Genomic DNA, 21,773 nt, shown 5'->3' with positions numbered 1-21,773 from the left:
CATGAATCCTTAATGTTTGAAGATATCTAGATTACCGTTTTGTTAGGAAAAATACCAATACAACATCAGTAGCTCTCAAAACGTCTAGACCAGTTACCACCATGATGTCTGTCACAGGCTTCTTCGGTATCAAAGGTGATCTGTTTTCGGCTATTCTTAACCGGGACGTTAATCGCCTGTAGCTTTTCCGTAATTAAAGACCGTAAAAAGCTATCCTGGTGTTCTTGTATCGCTTTTGAGAGCGATTGGTCATTATCAAAAATACAAACGACCAGTAATGAGTCTGGATAATGCCTATAGTCCACCATGTGAGTTAACCATTCAAAGCCTTCAATAGAGTCCGAAAGAATGTGGCAAGCTTCGGTCAGAGTGCTAATTATCTGCTTTTCTATTTTTTTATCACTTTTATTCATAAGTTAGAGTGGGTGTAGAGTAGAAATTGACTTCGATATATATCCAAGTCGAGCGTTACCCAACCTCATTGTTTTCAGCAGGGAAGAGTAAGCCTATCGTGTTGTGATGGTGATTCCAATCGTTACAAAGAAATATTTAAACTCATGGAGTCAGGCTATCAACCTTATTCTAAGGGAAGCTATATTGATTGTGTTTTTTACAAAAAAGGAGTAATTTCTTTAGTAAACGTCAGGAATACCCTGTATTTCGCTGGTTTTGCTGAGGAGAGTGTATGACGGCAAGTAATCGTTTGTTTATTGTCTGGGCCTGTATCCTTTCGTTGATTAGCTGTACCAGCATGAAACCGGTGCCTCCCGAAGAGACAAATAGCAAAATTCAGTTCAAGGATCGCATCATAATTTATGAGAAAAGCGGCCGCATTATCGATATGAAGGTCGTCAGTGTTGAACAGGACAGGGTGACCGGCTCGCTGGTAAAGGACCCCCTGACATCAGTTACCATACCATTTGCAGATATTGAGAAAGTAGAAGTCGAGTCAATTGATGGGGGTATGACTACTTTGGCGGTATTAGGTGGTATTGTACTGCTACCTTTTTTACTTCTTGGTGCCATGTTCGGTGTGATGGATAGCGTAGATTCGCATTAACAGAAATATTAACTAATAAGCTCCGTTCAGCTATTTCAAAATAATAAAGTCCCATAAAAAAAGGCAAGCCTCAAGAGACTTGCCTTTTGAATACTTAGCTAACTAATTAAAGCGCTACAATATTCTCAGCCTGTGGGCCTTTCTGGCCGTCAGTAAGAGTAAACTCAACTTGCTGACCTTCTGCCAAAGTTTTGAAACCTGAGCTGCTAATTGAGCTGTAATGTGCAAATACATCTGGACCAGACTCTTGCTCAATAAAACCAAAACCTTTTGACTCGTTGAACCACTTAACGGTTCCTTTCACTGTGTTAGACATAATAATATCCTGTAACTTAAAAATAATTGTGCCTTCATGAGGCATGAATAGCTGTAAATGGAGACTGATATTTAGAAACTGCAGGACAAAGAATTAATAATAAAACAATGAAATGTAGGATGAAAATAGAGACTTCTTTCTAGCTGGTGACCAGAGTATAGGGTTTATGACCCCCTGTCTACTTATATTTCACTTTTATTCGCTTTCTTTCTCAGTGGGTAAATCGTTACATACCTGACAGGCGATGTTTTTCTTAAAGTAATAGGTTCGTGTCGCAAGGAAAATAGTAGAAGTAATTAGCGCCCATAAAACTCCAAATTCAATAGAGTAATCTATACTTTTTCCCTTGAGGTACTGAACTCCAGCTAAAAGTACAAACAGTACAGCTGCCATCATTGCATATTGAATAATCCATTTTTTCCACGGTAAAGGCATAGGTCCATCCTTGAATAAGTTTGCTTTTAAATAACCATAGTTTTATTGGATTATGGTTGCAAGAATTGAATGATTAGCTTTTGTTACGAATTATGACTCTGGCTTCAATTCCACTATGGCTTTCCTCTTAAGCCTGTAATGGGTCAGCATTGTTTTATAATCTGAGTGTTTAGCTCTGGTATTGAGAGGCCTTCAGATATTGCACTGAAAGTCGAAACTCCTAGCCAGACTATTGCTAGCGCAAATAATGGGAATAGGTACCCCGATACTTTGGCTAATTTAGCTCTACGACCTTTTAGCACCTTGAGCTTTTTTGGCCATGGCACACTCTTGGGGGGAAACTGATCCTCACCACTACTTGAGGCATAACTAAAGTAGCAAAAATATAAAGAAGTAATAAAGACAATGGCAGGCAATAAGAAGCATAATTCCAGCAAGGCAAGCAAAGAAACGCTGGTATTAAAAATGACCGCGCAATCTGTTTGCTCAATAAAACTGATGTAAATGGTCAAAGCAAAAGCAACTGTTACCAATGCTATAAGTGGAAAGTAAAACCGCAATCCCTTCATTAAATAAGCACTCCCTTTGTATTAAATCCAGCGGCGAACTTGTGACTTGTATTTGTCGTATGACTCACCAAATTTATTCATCATCCATCGCTCTTCCGGAATGATTTGAAACCGATTCATGTACAAGACGAAAATGGGGAGTAACAGCAAACTTAGCGGGCTGTTTAGTTTTAATCCCCAGGCGCACAATATCAGAAGAAACCCCAAATACATCGGGTTGCGACTGAAACGGTAGACACCACTCACAACCAGCTTTTCAGACTGATCAGGTACACGAGGATCGACCGTGGTACCAGCTCTGCCGAATTCCCAAACGCCAAGAGCCGCAATACAGCAACCAATGAACCCAATACCTGTTGCTAACCAAGTCGCACCCTGAAAATCAAAGCTCCAGCTTGGGGTCAGGCGTGACACGCCCCACATACTAGCAGCAACGATAATAACCAGTGCAACTGGTGGAATTTTAAGTTCGAGTGAATTCATTTCTATAATATTTATGTGAAATTTTGCCAATCTTACCAGACTTCTTTTAGAAATTTGGTACGTATTACGTCAAGATTCATCCTTCATATACTAGATTCGGGCTTTTGCGTAACAATCACAAATCGTTAAGTGGTAAAGTTCCCCCCCCGGTTCTCTGCAGGGAAAATTAGCGCTAAATCACCCAAAAATATTGCCTTGTACCCTGAAAAATGGTATAAAGCGCGCCGTGGCTCGAAAGTGCGTCTAAACCCGTACAATTATTGAGCTGCAAATACGATTATTTACTTAAAACACACGCAGATCGGCACATTTGCCGGGGTGCTCCTCCAGAAGACTTTTTATTAAGACACTGGTTGGGGTCGGGAAATGGGATTTGCGGAGGCTTAACCCGAAATTCGGAGAATTTTATTATGTCTAAAGTTAGTATGCGTGACATGCTACAGGCGGGCGTGCACTTCGGTCACAAAACTCGCTTCTGGAACCCTCAAATGCGTCCATATATCTTTGGTGCGCGTAACAAGATCCATATCATCAACCTTGAAGAAACAGTACCTATGTTCAACGACGCGTTGAACTATCTAGGTAAAGTCGCTGCTAACAAAGGTAAAATCCTTTTCGTTGGTACTAAGCGTGCTGCTGCGGATATCGTTAAAGAAGAAGCGACTCGTTGTGGTCAGTACTTCGTCGATAAGCGTTGGTTAGGCGGTATGTTGACTAACTACAAAACGATTCGTGGTTCTATTAACCGTCTGAAAGACTTAGAAAAACAGTCTGAAGATGGCACGTTCGATCGTTTGACTAAGAAAGAAGCGTTGATGCGTACACGTGAAATGGAGAAGCTTGAAGCTTCTATCGGCGGTATCAAGAACATGGGCGGTCTTCCAGACGTATTGTTCGTTATCGACGCAGATCACGAAAGCATTGCAATTGCAGAAGCTAACAAAATGGGTATCCCAGTAGTTTCTGTTGTTGATACAAACTCTAACCCGAAAGGCGTCGATTACATCATCCCAGGTAACGATGATGCGATCCGTGCTATTCGCTTGTACTGTAAAGCAGTTGCTGACGCGGTACTAGACGGTAAGCAAAGCAACACAGTTGCTGACAGCGACGAGTTTGTTGAAGAGGCTGGCGAAGAGTAATCGCTGACCCTGTCGAGATTGAGAAAGGGGGCGTCGCCCCCTTTTTTGAAAAAAACTCGATCAAAAGCCTTTATATTCAATAAGCTATAGAGCTTCATAAAGGTTTAAACACTTAGGTGTAGACTTTTCTAATTAAAGTTTTCTGCTGAACCTGAACAGCAGACTAATCTATCGGAGATACTATCATGGCAATTACTGCTGCATTAGTTAAAGAATTACGTGAGCGCACTGGCGCTGGCATGATGGAGTGCAAAAAAGCGTTGGTTGAAGCTGACGGTAACATTGAAACTGCAATCGACAATATGCGTAAATCTGGCCAGGCGAAAGCTGCCAAGAAAGCAGGTCGTGTGGCTGCTGAAGGCGTTATCCTTGCAAAATCAGAAGGTAACACAGGCGTACTGGTTGAAGTTAACTCTGAAACTGACTTCGTAGCGCGTGATGACAGCTTCAAGAAGTTCTCTTCTGAAGTTGTTGACGTTGCTCTAGAAAACGGTACAGCTGACGTTGAAGCTCTAAACGCTGCAACAATGCCTTCTGGCGAGTCTGTTGAAGAAGCGCGAGCTAACCTGGTTGCGAAAATCGGTGAGAATATCACTGTTCGTCGTGTTGCTAAAGTTGAAGGTGACACTCTTGGTGCTTACGTTCACGGCGGTCGTATCGGTGTTCTAGTTTCTCTAGAAGGCGGTGACGAAGATTTGGCTCGTGACATCGCGATGCACGTAGCTGCAAGCAACCCTCAGTTCAACACGGCTGACGACGTTGATCCTGAAGTTATCAACCGTGAGAAAGAAATCATTAAGGCTCAGCCTGATATGGAAGGTAAACCAGAAGACATCGTTGAGAAAATGATGGGTGGCCGTATCAAGAAGTTCGTTAATGAAATCACTCTAGAAGGTCAGAACTTCGTTAAAGATCCTTCTACGACTGTTGGTCAGCTTTTGAAAGAAAAAGGTGCAAAAGTTGCTTCTTACACTCGCTTTGAAGTAGGCGAAGGTATTGAGAAGAAAGAAGACGACTTCGCATCTGAAGTTGCTGCTCAAATGAAGAAGTAATTGCTGACAAGCAGTACTATTTAAGAAGAAGGAAAAACTATGGGCGACTTAGCTTACAAGCGTATTTTATTAAAATTGAGTGGCGAAGCTTTAATGGGGCAAGAGGCGTTCGGAATCGACCCTCTGGTTCTCGAAAGAATCGCCAGTGAAATAAAATCGTTATGTGAGCAAGGTATTCAGGTCGGCGTAGTTATTGGCGGCGGTAATATTTATCGTGGCCAGAAATTATCAGAAGCTGGCATGAACCGTGTGACCGGTGATCACATGGGCATGCTGGCGACTGTAATGAATTCACTTGCTCTACAGGATGCTTTTGAACGTATCGACCAGCCAGCAAAAGTGCTGTCGGCGATGCCAATCGATGGTGTCTGTCAGGGCTTCTCTCGTCGTGGTGCTATTAACGCTTTAGATAAAGGACGTGTTGTTATTTTCTGTGCTGGAACAGGCAATCCGTTCTTCACTACAGATACAGCTGCATGCTTGCGTGGGATTGAAATTGAAGCCGAGTTGATTCTTAAGGCAACCAAGGTCGACGGTGTTTATTCGGCAGATCCTGCTAAAGATAAATCTGCGGTTAAATACGATCGTTTAAGTTACAAAGAAGCGTTAGATAAAGAGCTGGCAGTAATGGACTTAACGGCATTTTGCCTGGCTCGTGACCACAATAAAAATATCCGAGTATTCGATATGACCCAGCCAGGCTCGCTTGAGAATGCTGTGATGGGTAAAGATGAAGGTACGCTGATACACCCTTAAGCAGGGAGTAGCTACTGCTTTTATCGTTGAATCAAGCGGTTAATCAGGCATAATAGCCACATTAAGATTATAACAAGCAATTGTAGGAGATAATTCTGTGATTAATGACATTCAAAAAGATGCCGACCAGCGTATGGATAAGACCATTGAGTCTTTCAGGCACGATCTTGCAAAAGTTCGCACAGGCCGCGCACATCCTAGCTTGCTTGAGCATATTACAGTTCCTTACTATGGTGCTGAAACTCCGATTAATCAGGTAGCCAGCATCAGCGTACAAGAAGGCCGTACATTGGTTCTTCAGATTTTTGACAAGGGTGCAATTCAAGACACAGAAAAGGCTATTTTAAAGTCCGATCTTGGTTTAACGCCAAACGTTGCGGGTCAGGTCATCCGTATCACCATGCCTCCTTTAAATGAAGAGCGTCGTAAAGAGCTTATTAAAGTTGTTCGTGGTGAAGCTGAAAATGCTAAAGTAGCGATCCGTAACATTCGTCGTGACGCTAACAACTCGGTAAAAGAGTTAGAAAAAGAAAAAGAAATCACAGAAGATGATTTACGTCGTGCAGAAGAGCAAATTCAGAAACTGACTGACGCTAAAGTGGCTAAAGTTGATGAGTTTCTAGAGGAAAAAGAGCAAGAGTTAATGGAGATCTAATTCGACTGCATTAGTCTTGATGACTTCTGACGCCGTGAATCTTTTCACGGCGTTTTCGTATATACTAACTAATTCGCTGAATGTAAGGCTCAACCAGTGTCAAAAAACGAAACACAACCTAATATCCCACAGCATATAGCTATCATTATGGATGGCAATGGTCGCTGGGCTCAGGCTCGGGGAAAACAGCGTGTTTTTGGTCATAAGGCCGGGATGGAGCGTGCACGTGAGATGGCCGAGGTCTGCGGTGAGTTGGGTGTTAAATATTTGACTCTATTTGCCTTTAGCAGCGAGAACTGGAATCGCCCTAAAGACGAAGTCAGTTTCCTTATGGAGCTGTTCGCGACAAGTCTGAAAAACGAGTCGAAAAAACTGAACAAGAACAATGTCAGGTTAACTGTTATTGGTGATAAGGACGGCTTCGATAAGGCATTACGAAAAGCTATTGATAAAGCTGAAGCGTTAACGGCCGGTAATGATGGGCTTTTTCTGCAAATAGCTGCGAACTACGGCGGTCGTTGGGATATAGTCCAGGCGGCGAAGAAGTTAGCAGAGGCGGGACAGGAAATCACAGAAGCATCTATTGAGGAGCATCTAGTGACGTCGGGTGGCCCAGCTCCGGATTTATTGATCCGCACCGGTGGCGAGGAGCGAATTAGTAACTTTCTGTTATGGCAGGCGGCTTATTCTGAACTGTATTTTAGCCCGAAGCTATGGCCAGACTTTGATCGAGAGGCTTTGCAGCAAGCAATTAATAACTTTAATCAGCGCCAGCGCCGTTTTGGGAAGACCGGAGAGCAGGTGACAACAGCAGATAAAGGAGACTAAATCAGTGTTAAAACAAAGAATTATCACTGCTGTTTTATTGCTACCTTTGGTGGCGTGTTTATTATTTTTACCGAATTTAATGATATTTTCCGCTATTTTGGTGCCGGTGTTCGGCATCCTTGCTTGGGAATGGTCTAAACTTATACAGGCAGGCAGCGTCTTGAGAGCCGTTTTTATCATTATGGTTCTGGCAGCCATTGGGTCGTTGGGATACCAGCTATATAGTAATCAGTTCTTCGAATTAGCAGAGATCCCGCAACAGTGGCATCAATTATATCCATTTAAGTTATTACTTGTGGCGTTAATGATCTGGGTAGTAGCTGCTGTTCTTGTCATAGTCTATCCAAAGGGTGGGCGAGTTCTGTTTCGTGGCCCTTGGCTTAGGGCATTGCTTGGTATTGCCATATTAGCCGCGGCCTGGCTGGCTATTGTTCTTATTAGAAGCTTCGATATCGCGCAAAACTACTACACGGGCTCATGGATGCTTCTATTGATGCTCTTTATTATCTGGGGAGCAGATGTTGGTGCTTACTTTGCCGGTAAAAACTTTGGTAAAAGAAAACTGGCACCCGTCGTTAGCCCCAATAAAACGTGGGAAGGTGCTATTGGAGGATTGATTCTGGCTGTCATTTTAGGAATTGTGGTTTCTGTTGCACTGGGGCTTCATTTTAAATGGACACAATTGGTCACTTTTGTGGTCTTAATGGTCATCCTGTCGGTAATCGGTGATCTCTTCGAAAGTATGCTGAAACGTAAAGCTGAGATAAAAGACAGCAGTAACATTCTTCCCGGCCATGGTGGCTTACTGGATCGTTTGGATAGCACCCTGTCTGTAGCACCGTTCTATGTTGCCGGGGTATTGTGGCTAAAGCTGCTGGGTTAGGGCAAAGAGTTATTTATGAGCGAGTCAAGCCAACAGTCACTTGAAAACATCTGTATCCTAGGTGCGACAGGATCAATCGGTACCAGTACTTTGGACGTTATTCGACGTCACCCGGATAAATACCGGGTTTTTGCATTGACGGCTCATCGAAACCTGGAGCAGCTCAAACTGCAATGCCAGGAGTTTGAGCCTGTTTATGCGGTAATGCCAGATCCAGAGTTGGCGCAGGAACTAGAGTCGTTTCTTACTTACAATAAGTTAAATACGACTGTTTTGCATGGTGCTGATGGTCTGGAGTTCGTTGCCAGCCACGAGCGTGTTGATACCATCATGGCTGCAATCGTTGGAGCTGCGGGTTTATTGCCAACATTAGCGGCAGCTGAGGCGGGTAAGAAGATTTTACTGGCTAATAAGGAAGCGCTGGTAATGTCAGGTGCTTTGTTTATGGATGCCGTTAAATCCCATGGAGCAACCTTGTTACCGATAGATAGTGAGCACAATGCTATTTTTCAATGTCTGCCGGAACATTTCGTCCAGCAAGGAATCCAACATTGTGGCATCCATAATATTGTTCTGACAGGCTCTGGCGGACCTTTTCTGCATAAAGACTTATCGGAGTTTAGCAGTATTACTCCAGAGGAGGCTTGCGCTCACCCTAACTGGGATATGGGGCGGAAGATCTCTGTGGACTCTGCGACGATGATGAATAAAGGGCTGGAGTTGATCGAAGCCTGCTGGTTGTTTGATGTTATGCCGCAGCAGATAGAGGTGGTACTGCATCCGCAAAGTATTATTCATTCCATGGTTCGTTATAAGGATGGTTCGGTGTTAGCACAGATGGGTAATCCTGATATGCGAACCCCAATAGCACACGCTATGGCATTTCCGGAGAGAATTGATGCAGGTGTGGCTCCGCTCGATTTTATGGAAATTAGTCAGTTAACCTTTGATCGTCCCAGTAAAGAACGTTACCCTTGCCTGTCCCTCGCAAGTCAGGCGATGGAGCAGGGTGGCAATACACCAGCTAGACTTAATGCAGCCAACGAAGTTGCGGTAGAAGCTTTTCTGAATAGAAGTATTGCTTTTACTCAAATTGCGGAGGTTATTCAGCAAACATTAACTTCCACAGAGTATGCTAAGGCATTAAGCTTGGAGGCAATTTTAGCCGCTGATGAGCAAGCCAGAGAGTTTGCACAAGATTTAATTCAAGACATGACCATTCATTCGTAATCAGGTGAGAAATACAGAGTGACCACTGCAATTTGGAGTATCTTCGGCTTATTAATTCTGCTAGGCATCTTGGTGACCTTCCACGAGTGGGGGCATTATTGGGTCGCTAAAAAACTAGGTGTGAAGGCACTGCGCTTTTCTGTTGGCTTCGGAAAGCCTCTGTGGAGTCGTTTTAACAAGAACGGGACAGAGTTTTGTATCGCACCGATACCATTGGGCGGTTACGTTAAGTTTGTGGATGAGCGTGAGGGGCAGGTTGCAGAGAATGACTTGCCCTATGCTTTTAACCGGCAGCCGGTATGGAAGCGGATTCTGATAGTTCTGGCCGGTCCTATGGCTAATTTCCTACTAGCCATTTTGATATATGCATTTGTCTTTATGCTGGGCATATCCGTTGGTAAGCCGTTTGTTACAGATGTCTACCCTGATACCCCGGCAGCCAGTGCTAATTTTCCTGAAAAAAGTGAAGTGATATCCATTGGCGGTGAACCAGTGAAGAGCTTACAGGATAGTCTCTTTGCCTTACTGGATCATATTGGTGATGACACACAACTTGAAGTAGTCGTTAAGCCCGTTGGAGAAGAGTCAACGAAAACGGTCATGCTGGATATTAGCCAGTGGCAGGAGCCCGATGAGCAACGGGATTTATTTAAAGCATTAGGCCTGGAATTTGGCCGCGTGGACGGCCCAGCCGAAATAGGTGTGGTTGCTGAGGGCAGTGCTGCCGAAAGGGCCGGATTAAAGGTCGGTGACCGTTTTGTCAGCATTGAGGGCGAGCCTATCGAGTATTGGAGCGAAATGGGACAAGTTATAAGCTCCAATCCTCAGCAGGAGTTACAGGTACAAATTAACAGAAACGGTTCTTTAATTGATTTGACAGTAACTCCAGACTTGAGACCGGGGACCAATGATCAGGGTGTGCTTGGTGTTGGTGCAGCATTCATTGGCTATAACACCATTCATTATGGGTTCTTTGAGGCCCTCGGAAAGGGCTCTCAGGAGACCTGGCAGATGGTCGAGCGTATTACCAGTTTCCTGGGTAAATTAGTTACTGGCAAATTATCCATCAAAAACTTAGGTGGACCTGTCGGAATCGCACAGGGGGCGGGGCAGACAGCTCAGGCGGGGATGGTTGCATTCTTGCTTTATCTCGCTATGATAAGCGTCAACTTGGGCTTTGTTAATCTACTGCCGATTCCTATGCTCGATGGCGGGCATCTGATGTATTATCTGGCCGAGTTGATCCGCGGAAAACCAGTTTCTGAAAGAATTATGGAACTTGGGATGAGAGTTGGCATCATATTACTGCTGACGTTAATGGCTGTAGCGCTATTTTTTGATATAGATCGATTAAACCAATAGAGATAATTAGATGCATTTGATAAGAAAAACGGTAACTGCATTAGTTTTAGCGGGATTATTTAGTAAGGCTCAGGCCATAGAGCCTTTTGAAGTTAAGGACATACAAGTAGAAGGTTTGCAGCGTGTTTCCCTGGGTAGTTTTTTTACTGATTTACCCATTCGAGTGGGCGAAACAATCGATGACGCTCGGGCACCATCGATTATTCGTGCGGTCTACCGTACAGGTAACTTCGACTTTGTTAAACTCGAAAAAGAGGGTGATACACTAAAAGTTATCGTTGTTGAGCGGCCAATTATCTCAAGCATTATCATTGAAGGTAACAAAGTCTTAAAGACAGAACAGCTAGAAGATGGTATGAAAAATGCCGGTATTGCTAAGGGCGAGGTTCTGGACAACTTTGTTTTAGATAAAATTGAGCAGGGTATAGCAGACCAGTATTTCTCAAACGGCCACTACCACTTGGATGTGGAAAAGAAGGTCGTTGAATTATCCCGTAACCGTGTACAGTTGAGAATTAATATTAAGGAAGGCGGTTCTGCAAGAATAAAAGAGTTTAATTTAATCGGTAATAATATATTTCCAGATGAAGAGTTAATCTCCCAGTTTGAACTAAGCACAGGCGGTTTATTCACCTTTATTACTGATGATAATAAGTACTCGAGTAATACCCTGGAAAAAGACCTGGAAACGTTAACGTCTTATTATAAAGATAGAGGTTACCTAAAGTTTTCAGTGGACTCTACCGAAATTTCGCTTTCTGAAAATGCTGAAGATATTTATATCACCATTGGCATGAGTGAGGGTGAGATTTATAAAGTATCTGACATTGATATTATTGGAGACTTCACGGTAAAAGAAGAAGCTATTCGCCGTCTCATTCCTTTAAAGAGTGGTGATGTATACTCAGCAGCTGCAATGACTTTTGCTGAAGAACAAATTAAGCAGTTACTGGGATTATATGGCTATGCCTACGCTGAGGTTAGGACAATGCCTGAAGTTCAGGAAGACACTGCTGAAGCCAAATTAACGGTGATTGTTGACCCGGGCGAACGTTACTATGTTGATAACGTCAATTTTAAAGGCAATCTTACTACGGATGAAAATGTTCTTCGTAGAGAGGCTCGTGTTACAGAAGGTGCGGCCTTATCATCTGCCCAGGTTGAAAGGACAAAATTACGACTTCAGAGACTTCCTTTCATCGAAGATGTGAAAGTGGATACCGTTAAGAAAGAGGGTACAACAGATCGCGCGGATGTTAACTTCACCGTAAAAGAACGTAACGCGGCGCAAATCTCCGGCGGATTTGGTTATAACGATTTCTACGGTTTTAGTATTAATGGCGAATTATCTCACCAGAACTTTTTAGGAACAGGTAACTCAGCTTCCATTGGAGTTAATACCAATAAAGCGGTAAAAAGTGCCAATATCAGTTATACCGATAATTACTTTACCCAAGACGGAATTGGCCTAAATACAACATTAAATTACAGTGAAACGGATTACAGTAAGCTGAACCTCATTGCTCAGAGTCTTGATACCACAGCTTTGGGTTCGACTTTTTACTTCCCTACTGGAGAGTTCTCCAGCTTTAGTATTGGTGGCAGGTATTCTGAAAACTCACTGACGTCACCTGTGACGAGCTCACAGCGTGTGATTGATTTCTTTGAGCTTCTAGGGGCTGATGCAAGAGCTGATTCCAAGGTCGATTTTGATATTGTCTCAGCAAATGTTGGTTTCCGTTACAATAGTCTGAATCGAGCCATATTCCCTTCCAAGGGTGTTGATCATAGCTGGCGTTTGGAAGTGGGAACAGAAATTGGTGACCTTCAGTATTATAAAGCTACGTATGACTACAGTTATTACTTCCCAATTAGTGAAGATAATGACTGGATCTTCTCGGTACGAGGAGGAATGGCATATGGTGATGGATTAGGCGATACAGACGCTCTTCCATATTTTACGAACTTTTATGCTGGTGGTAGTGGCTCTCTGCGTGGTTTTGAGCCAAATACGGTCGGCCCAAGAGATATTCAACGCTTCAGGAGCTCTGTATCAGTTCCAGGTTCAACGCCCGGTTCAGGTAATACGACTGTATACTTGCCGGAAGAGTATGATCAGATTGCAATAAGCCGCTATTCCATTGGTGGTAATGCAAAGTTCCTGAACTCTTTCGAGTTAATATTCCCAACACCATTTATAGACGATAGCTCAAGTGTGAGAACGAGCCTCTTTGTGGATGTGGGGAATGTATGGGATACTGCGTTTGACGTATCAGAGTTTGAAAGTCTTCGCGTTAGCCCAAACAGTCAATTAGGTTATGTTCCAGATTTTGCGGAGTATAACGATTACAGAGCATCCTACGGTATCTCGTTACAGTGGTACTCGCCGATGGCGCCGCTACAATTTAGTCTGTCTCGTCCGTTAAAAAATCAACCATATGACGATACAGAAACCTTTACATTCAATATTGGTAAAACATTTTAATTAAACTGGAGAAAGATTTTGAAAAAGATAGTATTTGCATTTTTTGTGAGCCTTATGATGCTTCCTGCAATGGCAAGCGCAGAAACAAAAGTAGGAGTTATTGATACCAATTACATTATGGCTAAAACTCCAGAGCGTGAAGCGATTCAAGAAACTTTGACCAAAGAGTTTGATGGTCGTAAAAATCAGCTTGAAAGAGAGCTGAAAAAGCTTGAAGATGACAGAACTAAATACGTAAACAACGCTAAAACAATGTCTGATAGCCAGCGTACAACGACTGAGCGTGACCTGAAGAAACGTTCTTCTGACTTTAAGCTTAAAGAAGAAGCGTACCAGGAAGACTTTAAACGTCGTAGCCAGGAAGAAATGAAAAAGCTGGGTCAAAAGCTACAAGAAGCTGTTACAACAGTAGCTAAAAATGGCGGTTTTGACATGCTGGTAGATCGTAGAGCTGTGCCTTATATCGGTCCTGGGGTTCAAGACGTATCAGACCAGGTGTTACAAGAACTATCGAAATAATTATTTCGCTAAGGAGTAGTTTTGCAAAAAACACTTCAAGAAATAGCTTCAGCCATCGGTGCTGAGCTCAAAGGAGAACCGCAGTTAATTATTACTGCGGTTTCGCCGTTAGATAAGGCTGAAAAAAATCATATTAGCTTTATTAATCAGGCTAAATACGCATCACATGCTCATTCTTCACAGGCTTCCGCTCTGATAGTAACTCCTGAAATAGCAGAGGGGTTGGAGGGGAATTTGCTGGTGATGAAAGATCCGTACCTTGGCTTTGCTAAAGTATCCCAGCTGTTTGACTCTACCCCAAGGCCACAACCCGGTATTCATCCCTCTGCAGTAGTTGCGGAAGGGGTAAAACTTGGTGATAACGTCTCCATTGGGGCGAATGTAGTAATCGCTGAGGGTGTTGTTATTAAGTCTGGTTCAATGCTGGAGGCGGGTGTTTACATCGGTGAGAACTGCCTGATTGGTGAGAACACAAGAGTCTATCCGAACACAGTTTTATACCATGGCGTTACATTGGGACGTGACTGTATTATTCATGCCAATGTAGTAATTGGTTCTGATGGTTTTGGTTATGCCAATGAAAAAGGACAATGGGTAAAAATTCCGCAGGTTGGAGGGGTTAATATTGGAGATGAGGTCGAAATTGGCGCTCATACTGCTATTGACCGCGGAGCCATGGCAGACACTGAAATTGGCAGGGGCGTAAAGCTGGATAATCATATCCATGTAGCTCATAATGTGAAGATCGGAGATTACACGGCAATTGCGGGGTGTACCGCAATTGCAGGTAGCGCAGTGATTGGGAAACACTGTACCATTGCTGGTAGAGTGAGTATTTTAGGTCACTTGTCGATATGTGATAATGCTCATATTACAGCAACAACATTCGTCAATAAGTCGATTACCAAACCTGGTGCGTACTCTTCAGGAACAACGTATCAAGATAACAAAAGTTGGCAAAAAAGCGCTATTCGCTTCCGCCAGTTGGATGATATGTGGCGTAAAATGAAGCAGATTGAGAAAGAGATGCTTCAAATGAAACAAAATAGAGATAATGATAATGAGTAACGATAACAACTCAAATGAAATGAACAGTATGGATATCTACGAGGTAATGAAACATTTACCTCATCGCTATCCGTTTTTATTGATTGACCGCGTATTGGATTATACGCCTGGGGAAAGTTTGACTGCGATTAAAAATGTTACAGTAAACGAACCCTTCTTCCCGGGACATTTCCCGCACCGCCCAGTATTCCCGGGTGTTTTGATGCTGGAAGCTCTGGCTCAGGCAACGGGTATTCTGGCATTCAAAACGACAGAGGATTTGCCAAGCGATGATTCTTTGTATTACTTTGTAGGTATTGATAACGCCCGTTTCAAAAAACCTGTTGAGCCGGGTGACCAACTTCTGATGGAAGTTGAAGTAATTAAACGTAAACGTGACATGTGGAAGTTCAGTGCAAAAGCTAGCGTGGATGGCAAAGTCGTTTGCTCAGCTGATTTAATGTGTGCTCGAAAGGACATAGTGTGATACATCAAACTGCCATTATTGATCCAACCGCAGAAATTGCGGAAAACGTAGAAATAGGTCCATACTCAATTGTCGGTGCTCACTCGAGTCTTGGGGAAGGGACTGTCGTTGGTCCTCATGTTGTCATTGGAGACCATACTGAAATTGGGAAAAATAACCGTTTTTTCCAGTTTTCTTCGATAGGCGTCGAAAACCAAGATAAGAAATATGCTGGAGAGCCTACCAAAACCATTATTGGTAATGGTAATGTATTCCGCGAGTGCTGTACTGTACATCGCGGCACGGTTCAGGACCGCGGTGAAACTCGCATTGGAGACGATGGCTGGTTTATGGCTTACACACACATTGCCCATGACTGTAGGTTGGGCAATGACATCATCATGTCAAACAATGCTACCTTAGCAGGCCACGTAGAAGTGGGTGACTTTGTTATCCTGTCTGGTTTCGCGAAGATACATCAATTCTGCAAAATAGGTTCACATGCATTCGTCGGAATGGACTGTTCGATAAGCAAAGACATTCCTCCGTTTGTACTAGTGGCAGAAAACGCTCCTTTCGGACTTAATTCAGAAGGTTTAAAACGTAGAGGTTTTAACTCAGAATCAATAAGCGCGCTGAAAAAAGCCTACCGTTTCCTATATCGCAAATCCCTAAAAATGGATGAAGCGATTGCGGAAATGTCACAGTTAGAGGACCGGAATGTTGACTACTTGGTTGAGTTTCTTCAATCAGTAGAGCGCGGTATTTTAAGATAATAATAAGCCCCATGCTGCCAGTAAAATCCATTCAAAGAATTGCTATTGTCGCCGGAGAAGCCTCCGGCGATATTTTAGGTGCCGGATTAATTTCCGAGCTGAAGAAAAAGTATCCTGACGCTGTATTCGAAGGCATTGCAGGGCCTTTGATGAAGAAAGAAGGGTGTGCCAGCCTGTACCCGATGGAAAGCCTCTCGGTGATGGGGTTACTTCCGATTCTAAAAAAACTACCGGAGCTATTGAAACTAAGGGCTAATCTTGCTCGATACTGGGTTGATACCAAACCTGATTTATTTATCGGTATTGATGCACCAGAGTTCAATATAGGACTAGAGCAAAAACTAAAAAGTCATGGCATAAAGACCGTGCATTACGTTAGCCCCTCAGTATGGGCGTGGCGACCTAAACGCATACATAAAATCAAAAAGTCTGTGGATCTAATGCTGTGCCTGTTTCCCTTTGAGCAACAGATATATCAAAGGCACGCTATTGACAATTTTTGTGTTGGACACCCACTGGCTGATGAAATCCCTATTAACACTGATAAGCAAAAGGCTCGTGATGAGCTTGACCTTGATAAGGATGCACAGCTGATTTGTATCATGCCGGGAAGTCGTGGTTCCGAACTGAAGTTATTGGGCCCTGACTTTATTGAAATGGCAGTGCTGTTAAAAAAGTTTTATCCAGAGGTAACCTTTATCGCTCCAATGGCGAATGAGAAGCGTCGTTTTCAGTTCCAGGAGCAATTGGCGAAAGCCAGTGAAAAGTACCCAGACCTGCCAAACATACGCTTAATTGATGGTCAGTCTCGAACTGCCATGACTGCCGCAGACTATATCGTGATGGCGTCGGGTACAGCGACTCTCGAAGCCATGTTGATCAAGCGACCCACTGTTGTTGCTTACAAGGTAGGTGATGTCAGCTATCGAGTATTTAAACAGCTGCTAACTATTGATAGGTTTTCTATTCCGAATTTATTGTCAAAGAAAGAATTGTTACCCGAACTTATACAGGACGAGTGTACAGCGGATAACTTATTTGCTGAAGTAAGAGCCTGGATCGGTGATCATGATAATAATAATGGCCAGCGCTGGAAGGAAACAGAAGCTGAGTTCACTAAATGGCATGAGGTATTGAAGAAAAATGCCAACGTTTATGCCGCTGACTCCATCGAACACTGGTGGTCAGAGAATGGTATACGCCAGACAAAGGCCCTTGAGAATGAGTAACTCTATGAATAACCGACCTGTGCTTGTTGCGGGTGTAGATGAGGTCGGTCGTGGACCATTAGCGGGGCCAGTCGTCGCTGCCGCGGTTATTCTCGACCCAGAAAATCCTATAGATGGATTAGCTGATTCCAAAAAGCTCTCTGAGAAGCGTCGTGAGGAGCTTGCTGAAGAAATTAAAGTGAAAGCTTTATCATGGTCCATATCGAGGGCAGATGTTGAGGAAATTGACCAGATTAACATTCTTCAGGCCAGCCTGTTAGCAATGAAGAGAAGTGTAGAAACCTTGTCCCATCCGCCTCAACTGGCTTTAATAGATGGTAATCATTGCCCGGAACTGGACTGTGCCATGGAAGCAATTATTAAAGGGGATAGTAAGGAGCCAGCTATAAGCGCGGCGTCTATACTGGCCAAAGTGGCAAGGGATAATGAGATGAAAGCGATGGAAGATAAATACCCGGGATATGGATTTGCCAAGCACAAAGGCTATCCAACCAAGCAGCACCGAGAAGCCATCATCAAGTTAGGAATTACTGACATTCATAGAAAGTCTTACGCCCCGGTGCAACAGCAGTTAGAGCTTTGAGACCTGATTCGAAAGAATCTTACTGCAATGCATTCTGGACCTATTTATAATGGGTTGATATTAACAATAACTCAAACGAACAAAATAGAGTAATTATGGCACCTCGCTTTATTCATTTAAAAGTTCATACTGAATACTCAATGGTGGACAGCCTGATCCGGGTTAAGTCGCTATTGGGGGAGTGTGCCGAGCGAAATATTCCTGCCGTGGCAATGACCGACCAGATGAATATGTGTGGTCTGGTTAAGTTTTATTCTAATGCCGTTAAATCTGGAGTTAAACCAATAGCAGGTGCAGATTTACTGGTGCAGGACCCGGAAGAAGAAGAAAACTATTTCAGGGTCACCGCTCTGTGTATGGATAAGCAGGGTTACCTCAATTTAAAGTATTTAATTTCTCGCGCTTACTTAAAAAACCAGCACCGTGGCCTACCCTTAGTTAAGAAAGAGTGGTTAGCAGAGCTTAATGAAGGCCTGATTATTTTATCTGGCGGTAAAGCCGGTGATATCGGTAAAGCGGTACTTGCCGGTAAAATGGATCAAGCCGCTGAGTTCCTGGGCTTCTGGAATCACCACTTCTCTAATCGTTTCTATCTTGAGTTACAGCGTACGGGACGTCCGTATGAGAATGAATATATTCATCAGGTTATTGGTTTAGCCCAAGGCTCCAGTACACCTGTTGTTGCGACCAATGATGTCCGCTTCCTAACCAAAGATGATTTTGACGCACATGAAGCTCGAGTTTGTATTAACCAAGGGCGAGTGCTGGCCGATCCCAGAAGACCAAGGGATTATTCTGAACAACAGTATCTTCGCTCTGAAGAAGAAATGGTGGAGCTGTTTGATGATATTCCAGAAGCTTTAGAGAACACCGTCGAAATTGCTAAACGCTGTAACTTGGACCTGCGTCTGGGTGAATACTTCCTACCTGAGTTCCCAATCCCTGATGGCATGACCATTGAAGAATACTTTGAGCATGTGTCGAAAGAAGGGTTAGAAGAACGACTGGATCACCTATACGACCGAGAAGCAGATAACTTTGCTGAAATTCGGAAACCATATGACGAGCGTCTACAAATTGAGTTAGACGTGATTAACTCGATGGGATTCCCGGGTTACTTCCTTATCGTTGGTGACTTCATTCAATGGTCTAAAGATAATGGCGTACCCGTTGGTCCGGGTCGTGGTTCTGGTGCGGGTTCATTGGTTGCTTACGCCATGAAAATTACCGACCTGGATCCTCTGGAATTTGATCTGCTATTCGAGCGATTCCTAAATCCAGAGCGGGTATCGATGCCTGACTTTGACGTAGACTTCTGTATGGAAGGGCGTGATCGGGTAATTGATTATGTAGCGGATCGATATGGGCGAAACAGTGTATCGCAGATTATTACCTTCGGTACCATGGCGGCCAAAGCGGTAATCCGTGATGTTGGCCGTGTGTTGAGCCACCCCTATGGATTTGTCGATAAAATTGCAAAACTCATTCCTTTCGAAGTGGGCATGACGCTGGAGAAGGCTTATGAAGAAGAGCCTGAGCTTCCGCGCCTGTACGAAGAGGATGAGGATTTCCGTGAAGTTTGGGACCTAGCTCGCAAGCTGGAAGGCGTGACCCGTAATGCGGGTAAGCACGCTGGTGGTGTGGTTATCGCACCTGGCGATCTGGAAGAATTCGCGCCTCTATATTGCGATGAGACAGGTAGCAACGTTGTTACCCAATTTGATAAAGATGATGTGGAAAGCGCCGGACTGGTGAAGTTTGACTTCTTGGGTTTGCGAACGCTAACTATCATCGACTGGGCATTAGAAACGACCAACCGCATTTTAGAAAAGCGGGGTGAAGAAGCGGTCGATATTGCAAAGATTGATACCGAAGATCCAAAGGTATTCAAGCTCCTGCAGGAAGCCAATACCACGGCTGTATTCCAGCTGGAATCTCGTGGTATGAAAGATTTGATTAAGCGACTTAAACCCAACCGCTTCGAAGACATTATCGCACTGGTGGCGTTGTTCCGACCGGGGCCGCTTCAGTCGGGCATGGTTGATGACTTCATTCGCCGTAAGCACGGCCTGGATAAGGTTTCTTATCCGCACCCTGATTATCAGCACGAATGGCTGAAAGAGATTCTCGACCCGACCTACGGCATTATCCTGTATCAGGAGCAGGTGATGCAGATTGCTCAGGTGCTGGCGGGGTACTCACTTGGTGGCGCGGACTTACTTCGCCGTGCGATGGGTAAGAAAAAAGTCGAAGAGATGGAACGCCAACGAAACATCTTTAAAGAAGGTGCAGAGAAAAATGGCGTAGATGGCGAGCTCGCCATGAAGATTTTCGATCTGGTAGAAAAATTCGCGGGTTATGGTTTTAACAAATCACACTCGGCGGCTTATGCATTAGTTGCTTACCAGACAGCATGGCTGAAAACGCATCACCCAGCCTCGTTCATGGCCGCGGTGATGTCGTCAGATATGGATAATACCGACAAGGTAGTGACCTACGTCGAAGACGCTGAAATGCAGGGCATTACCATTACGCCTCCTGACGTTAATAAAGGCCAATACCGATTCTCAGTCGATGATGAAGGTCGTATTGTTTATGGTATTGGTGCCATTAAAGGTGTTGGTGAAGGTGCGATTGAAAGCATCGTTACTGAACGTGAAGCCAATGGTGACTATGAGGATTTATTCGATTTCTGTAGCCGAGTCGATTTAAGAAAAGCCAATCGCCGAGTGCTTGAGTCCCTGATTCGTGCCGGGGCGCTGGATAACTTAGGGCCAAACCGTGCAACCCTGATGGCATCGCTGGATGAGGCTATTAAAGCTGCTGAGCAGTTTAATAAGAGTCAGGAAGTAGGGCAGGACGATCTTTTCGGTAGTGTAGTAGCAACTACAGCCTCAGAGCAGCATCAGTACGTACGAGTTAAGCCTTGGACCGACGAACAGGTACTACAGGGCGAGAAAGAAACCTTAGGGCTATACCTGACGGGGCACCCGATCGATCGCTATGTACCTGAAATTCAGCAGATGAGCATTACTCGACTGCGTGACTTACAACCAACAGGACGTGGTCGTACTACCCGCGTAGCTGGGCTTATTATCGCCATGCGTGTTATGACCACTAAGCGTGGCGATAAGATGGGCATTTTAACCATTGACGATAAATCTGGACGCTGTGATGTCACCGTCTATGCGGATACCTTTGAAGCGTATCGTGAAACCCTGGTTAAAGATACCGTTGTGGTGATTGACGGTGAAGCCCGTCATGATGACTACTCGGGTGGAACCAGTGTCAGCGCAAACAGTATCGTCTCATTCGAACAGGCTCGTGAGCAGTATTGCAAGAAAATAGTGATAACTGTATCGGATACCATTATCGGCCCTGACACCATGACTGAACTGCATGAAAAGCTCAATCAGCATAAAGATGGCAGCTGCCCGGTTGTGGTGAATCTACAATACCAGCAGGCTAAACTATCGGCTGATTATAATCTCGCTCCGGAATGGGCGGTTCAACCAACGGACTCGCTGGTTTTTGCCTTAAAACATCTTCCAGGGTGTGTTGAGGCAAGAGTGGAGTATTGAGCTTTACTTGTCATACCGTTAAATCGTCATACTGCGAGACTAGGAGGAACCTTGCAGGAGATTATTTTCAAACCTTAATTGAGCTTATTTATACCCTTTTCTTTGCTTGTCCAAAGAAAAGGGCGAAAAGAAAAGACACCCCGATATTGAGGTCATGCAAGCATGACTTCCTTCGATATTCCCAAAATACTTAACGCACCAAGGTTTACAGCACGTCCATGTGCTGTAAACCTTTATCAAAATCATCCACGATTTTGATTGCTATATTTTGTGGATACCTCAGCTCAATATAAGGGGAAATTTAGCGCTAGCCTTT

At 44.0% G+C, this 21,773-nt stretch carries 21 protein-coding genes; 17 read left to right on the top strand and 4 right to left on the bottom strand.

Going from position 1 to position 21,773, the window contains the following annotated elements; translation table 11 throughout:
• Window positions 1–65 precede the first annotated feature (65 nt).
• Window positions 66–413 (bottom strand): hypothetical protein, encoded by a 348-nt coding sequence (locus KS2013_RS08395; RefSeq protein WP_068992430.1) that lies wholly within the window; start codon window positions 411–413, stop codon window positions 66–68.
• 272 nt (window positions 414–685) lie between these two features.
• Between KS2013_RS08395 and KS2013_RS08390 the strand changes: the two genes are divergently transcribed.
• Entirely contained in the window at window positions 686–1,060 is a 375-nt protein-coding gene (locus KS2013_RS08390) for a hypothetical protein (RefSeq protein WP_068992427.1), read from the top strand.
• A 106-nt stretch (window positions 1,061–1,166) separates the two neighbouring features.
• On the opposite strand, the gene KS2013_RS08385 is transcribed toward KS2013_RS08390, so the two are convergent.
• The 3 genes from KS2013_RS08385 to KS2013_RS08370 form a co-directional block, all read right to left on the bottom strand.
• Complete coding sequence (locus KS2013_RS08385) at window positions 1,167–1,376, bottom strand: cold-shock protein (RefSeq protein WP_068994498.1); 210 nt, start codon at window positions 1,374–1,376, stop codon at window positions 1,167–1,169.
• A 195-nt stretch (window positions 1,377–1,571) separates the two neighbouring features.
• A complete protein-coding gene (locus KS2013_RS08380; RefSeq protein WP_068992425.1) occupies window positions 1,572–1,811 on the bottom strand; it encodes a hypothetical protein in 240 nt (79 codons plus the stop codon).
• Window positions 1,812–2,401: 590 nt separating this feature from the next.
• Window positions 2,402–2,863: a methyltransferase family protein gene (locus KS2013_RS08370; protein ID WP_068992419.1), complete on the bottom strand. Its 462-nt coding sequence runs from the start codon at window positions 2,861–2,863 to the stop codon at window positions 2,402–2,404.
• A 410-nt stretch (window positions 2,864–3,273) separates the two neighbouring features.
• Between KS2013_RS08370 and rpsB the strand changes: the two genes are divergently transcribed.
• The 16 genes from rpsB to dnaE all read left to right on the top strand — a co-directional run bounded on the left by rpsB (window position 3,274) and on the right by dnaE (window position 21,457).
• Window positions 3,274–4,005 carry a 30S ribosomal protein S2 gene (rpsB, locus tag KS2013_RS08365; protein ID WP_068992416.1) on the top strand — a complete coding sequence of 244 codons (732 nt, stop codon included), beginning with the start codon at window positions 3,274–3,276 and terminating at the stop codon, window positions 4,003–4,005.
• Between the two features lie 185 nt (window positions 4,006–4,190).
• Entirely contained in the window at window positions 4,191–5,057 is an 867-nt protein-coding gene (tsf, locus tag KS2013_RS08360; protein WP_068992413.1) for a translation elongation factor Ts, read from the top strand.
• A gap of 39 nt (window positions 5,058–5,096) precedes the next feature.
• Window positions 5,097–5,813 carry a UMP kinase gene (pyrH, locus tag KS2013_RS08355; RefSeq protein ID WP_068992410.1) on the top strand — a complete coding sequence of 239 codons (717 nt, stop codon included), beginning with the start codon at window positions 5,097–5,099 and terminating at the stop codon, window positions 5,811–5,813.
• A 97-nt stretch (window positions 5,814–5,910) separates the two neighbouring features.
• Window positions 5,911–6,468, top strand: a complete 558-nt coding sequence (frr, locus tag KS2013_RS08350; protein ID WP_068992407.1) for a ribosome recycling factor — start codon at window positions 5,911–5,913, stop codon at window positions 6,466–6,468.
• A 96-nt stretch (window positions 6,469–6,564) separates the two neighbouring features.
• Window positions 6,565–7,296, top strand: coding sequence for an isoprenyl transferase (locus KS2013_RS08345; protein WP_068992404.1), 732 nt, complete (start codon window positions 6,565–6,567; stop codon window positions 7,294–7,296).
• A 4-nt stretch (window positions 7,297–7,300) separates the two neighbouring features.
• Window positions 7,301–8,179 carry a phosphatidate cytidylyltransferase gene (locus tag KS2013_RS08340; protein ID WP_068992400.1) on the top strand — a complete coding sequence of 293 codons (879 nt, stop codon included), beginning with the start codon at window positions 7,301–7,303 and terminating at the stop codon, window positions 8,177–8,179.
• Window positions 8,180–8,194: 15 nt separating this feature from the next.
• Window positions 8,195–9,409, top strand: a complete 1,215-nt coding sequence (gene ispC, locus KS2013_RS08335; protein WP_068992398.1) for a 1-deoxy-D-xylulose-5-phosphate reductoisomerase — start codon at window positions 8,195–8,197, stop codon at window positions 9,407–9,409.
• An 18-nt stretch (window positions 9,410–9,427) separates the two neighbouring features.
• Entirely contained in the window at window positions 9,428–10,771 is a 1,344-nt protein-coding gene (rseP, locus tag KS2013_RS08330; protein WP_068992395.1) for an RIP metalloprotease RseP, read from the top strand.
• Window positions 10,772–10,781: 10 nt separating this feature from the next.
• The gene (bamA, locus tag KS2013_RS08325) at window positions 10,782–13,256 is read left to right on the top strand and encodes an outer membrane protein assembly factor BamA (protein ID WP_068992392.1); all 2,475 of its coding nucleotides are present in this window, start codon (window positions 10,782–10,784) and stop codon (window positions 13,254–13,256) included.
• 18 nt (window positions 13,257–13,274) lie between these two features.
• Entirely contained in the window at window positions 13,275–13,775 is a 501-nt protein-coding gene (locus KS2013_RS08320; RefSeq protein ID WP_068992389.1) for an OmpH family outer membrane protein, read from the top strand.
• Window positions 13,776–13,796: 21 nt separating this feature from the next.
• On the top strand, window positions 13,797–14,843 hold the full coding sequence (lpxD, locus tag KS2013_RS08315; protein ID WP_068992385.1) for a UDP-3-O-(3-hydroxymyristoyl)glucosamine N-acyltransferase: 1,047 nt from the start codon (window positions 13,797–13,799) through the stop codon (window positions 14,841–14,843).
• A complete protein-coding gene (gene fabZ / locus KS2013_RS08310) occupies window positions 14,836–15,309 on the top strand; it encodes a 3-hydroxyacyl-ACP dehydratase FabZ (RefSeq protein WP_407656646.1) in 474 nt (157 codons plus the stop codon). The genes lpxD and fabZ overlap by 8 nt, the downstream gene beginning before the upstream one ends.
• Complete coding sequence (lpxA, locus tag KS2013_RS08305) at window positions 15,306–16,064, top strand: acyl-ACP--UDP-N-acetylglucosamine O-acyltransferase (RefSeq protein ID WP_068992383.1); 759 nt, start codon at window positions 15,306–15,308, stop codon at window positions 16,062–16,064. The genes fabZ and lpxA overlap by 4 nt, the downstream gene beginning before the upstream one ends.
• Before the next feature lie 11 nt (window positions 16,065–16,075).
• Window positions 16,076–17,293 carry a lipid-A-disaccharide synthase gene (gene lpxB / locus KS2013_RS08300; RefSeq protein ID WP_068992382.1) on the top strand — a complete coding sequence of 406 codons (1,218 nt, stop codon included), beginning with the start codon at window positions 16,076–16,078 and terminating at the stop codon, window positions 17,291–17,293.
• Window positions 17,286–17,876, top strand: coding sequence for a ribonuclease HII (gene rnhB, locus KS2013_RS08295; RefSeq protein WP_211267758.1), 591 nt, complete (start codon window positions 17,286–17,288; stop codon window positions 17,874–17,876). The genes lpxB and rnhB overlap by 8 nt, the downstream gene beginning before the upstream one ends.
• A gap of 92 nt (window positions 17,877–17,968) precedes the next feature.
• Window positions 17,969–21,457 (top strand): DNA polymerase III subunit alpha, encoded by a 3,489-nt coding sequence (dnaE, locus tag KS2013_RS08290; RefSeq protein WP_211267806.1) that lies wholly within the window; start codon window positions 17,969–17,971, stop codon window positions 21,455–21,457.
• Window positions 21,458–21,773 lie beyond the last annotated feature (316 nt).

The sequence above is a fragment of the Kangiella sediminilitoris genome, from assembly GCF_001708405.1.
GTDB classification, from domain to species: Bacteria; Pseudomonadota; Gammaproteobacteria; order Enterobacterales; family Kangiellaceae; genus Kangiella; species Kangiella sediminilitoris.
Note: the sequence above shows the minus strand (reverse complement) of the source record. Positions and strands in the feature narration are given on the sequence as shown.

Excerpts from the sequence above, each read along its gene's own strand:
- tsf (WP_068992413.1), top strand. The coding sequence starts at position 4,191 with ATGGCAATTACTGCTGCATTAGTTAAAGAATTACGTGAGCGCACTGGC.
- rnhB (WP_211267758.1), top strand. The coding sequence starts at position 17,286 with ATGAGTAACTCTATGAATAACCGACCTGTGCTTGTTGCGGGTGTAGAT.
- KS2013_RS08385 (WP_068994498.1), bottom strand. The coding sequence starts at position 1,376 with ATGTCTAACACAGTGAAAGGAACCGTTAAGTGGTTCAACGAGTCAAAA.
- pyrH (WP_068992410.1), top strand. The coding sequence starts at position 5,097 with ATGGGCGACTTAGCTTACAAGCGTATTTTATTAAAATTGAGTGGCGAA.
- KS2013_RS08370 (WP_068992419.1), bottom strand. The coding sequence starts at position 2,863 with ATGAATTCACTCGAACTTAAAATTCCACCAGTTGCACTGGTTATTATC.
- lpxB (WP_068992382.1), top strand. The coding sequence starts at position 16,076 with ATGCTGCCAGTAAAATCCATTCAAAGAATTGCTATTGTCGCCGGAGAA.
- KS2013_RS08395 (WP_068992430.1), bottom strand. The coding sequence starts at position 413 with ATGAATAAAAGTGATAAAAAAATAGAAAAGCAGATAATTAGCACTCTG.
- ispC (WP_068992398.1), top strand. The coding sequence starts at position 8,195 with ATGAGCGAGTCAAGCCAACAGTCACTTGAAAACATCTGTATCCTAGGT.
- bamA (WP_068992392.1), top strand. The coding sequence starts at position 10,782 with ATGCATTTGATAAGAAAAACGGTAACTGCATTAGTTTTAGCGGGATTA.
- KS2013_RS08380 (WP_068992425.1), bottom strand. The coding sequence starts at position 1,811 with ATGCCTTTACCGTGGAAAAAATGGATTATTCAATATGCAATGATGGCA.
- KS2013_RS08390 (WP_068992427.1), top strand. The coding sequence starts at position 686 with ATGACGGCAAGTAATCGTTTGTTTATTGTCTGGGCCTGTATCCTTTCG.
- rpsB (WP_068992416.1), top strand. The coding sequence starts at position 3,274 with ATGTCTAAAGTTAGTATGCGTGACATGCTACAGGCGGGCGTGCACTTC.
- fabZ (WP_407656646.1), top strand. The coding sequence starts at position 14,836 with ATGAGTAACGATAACAACTCAAATGAAATGAACAGTATGGATATCTAC.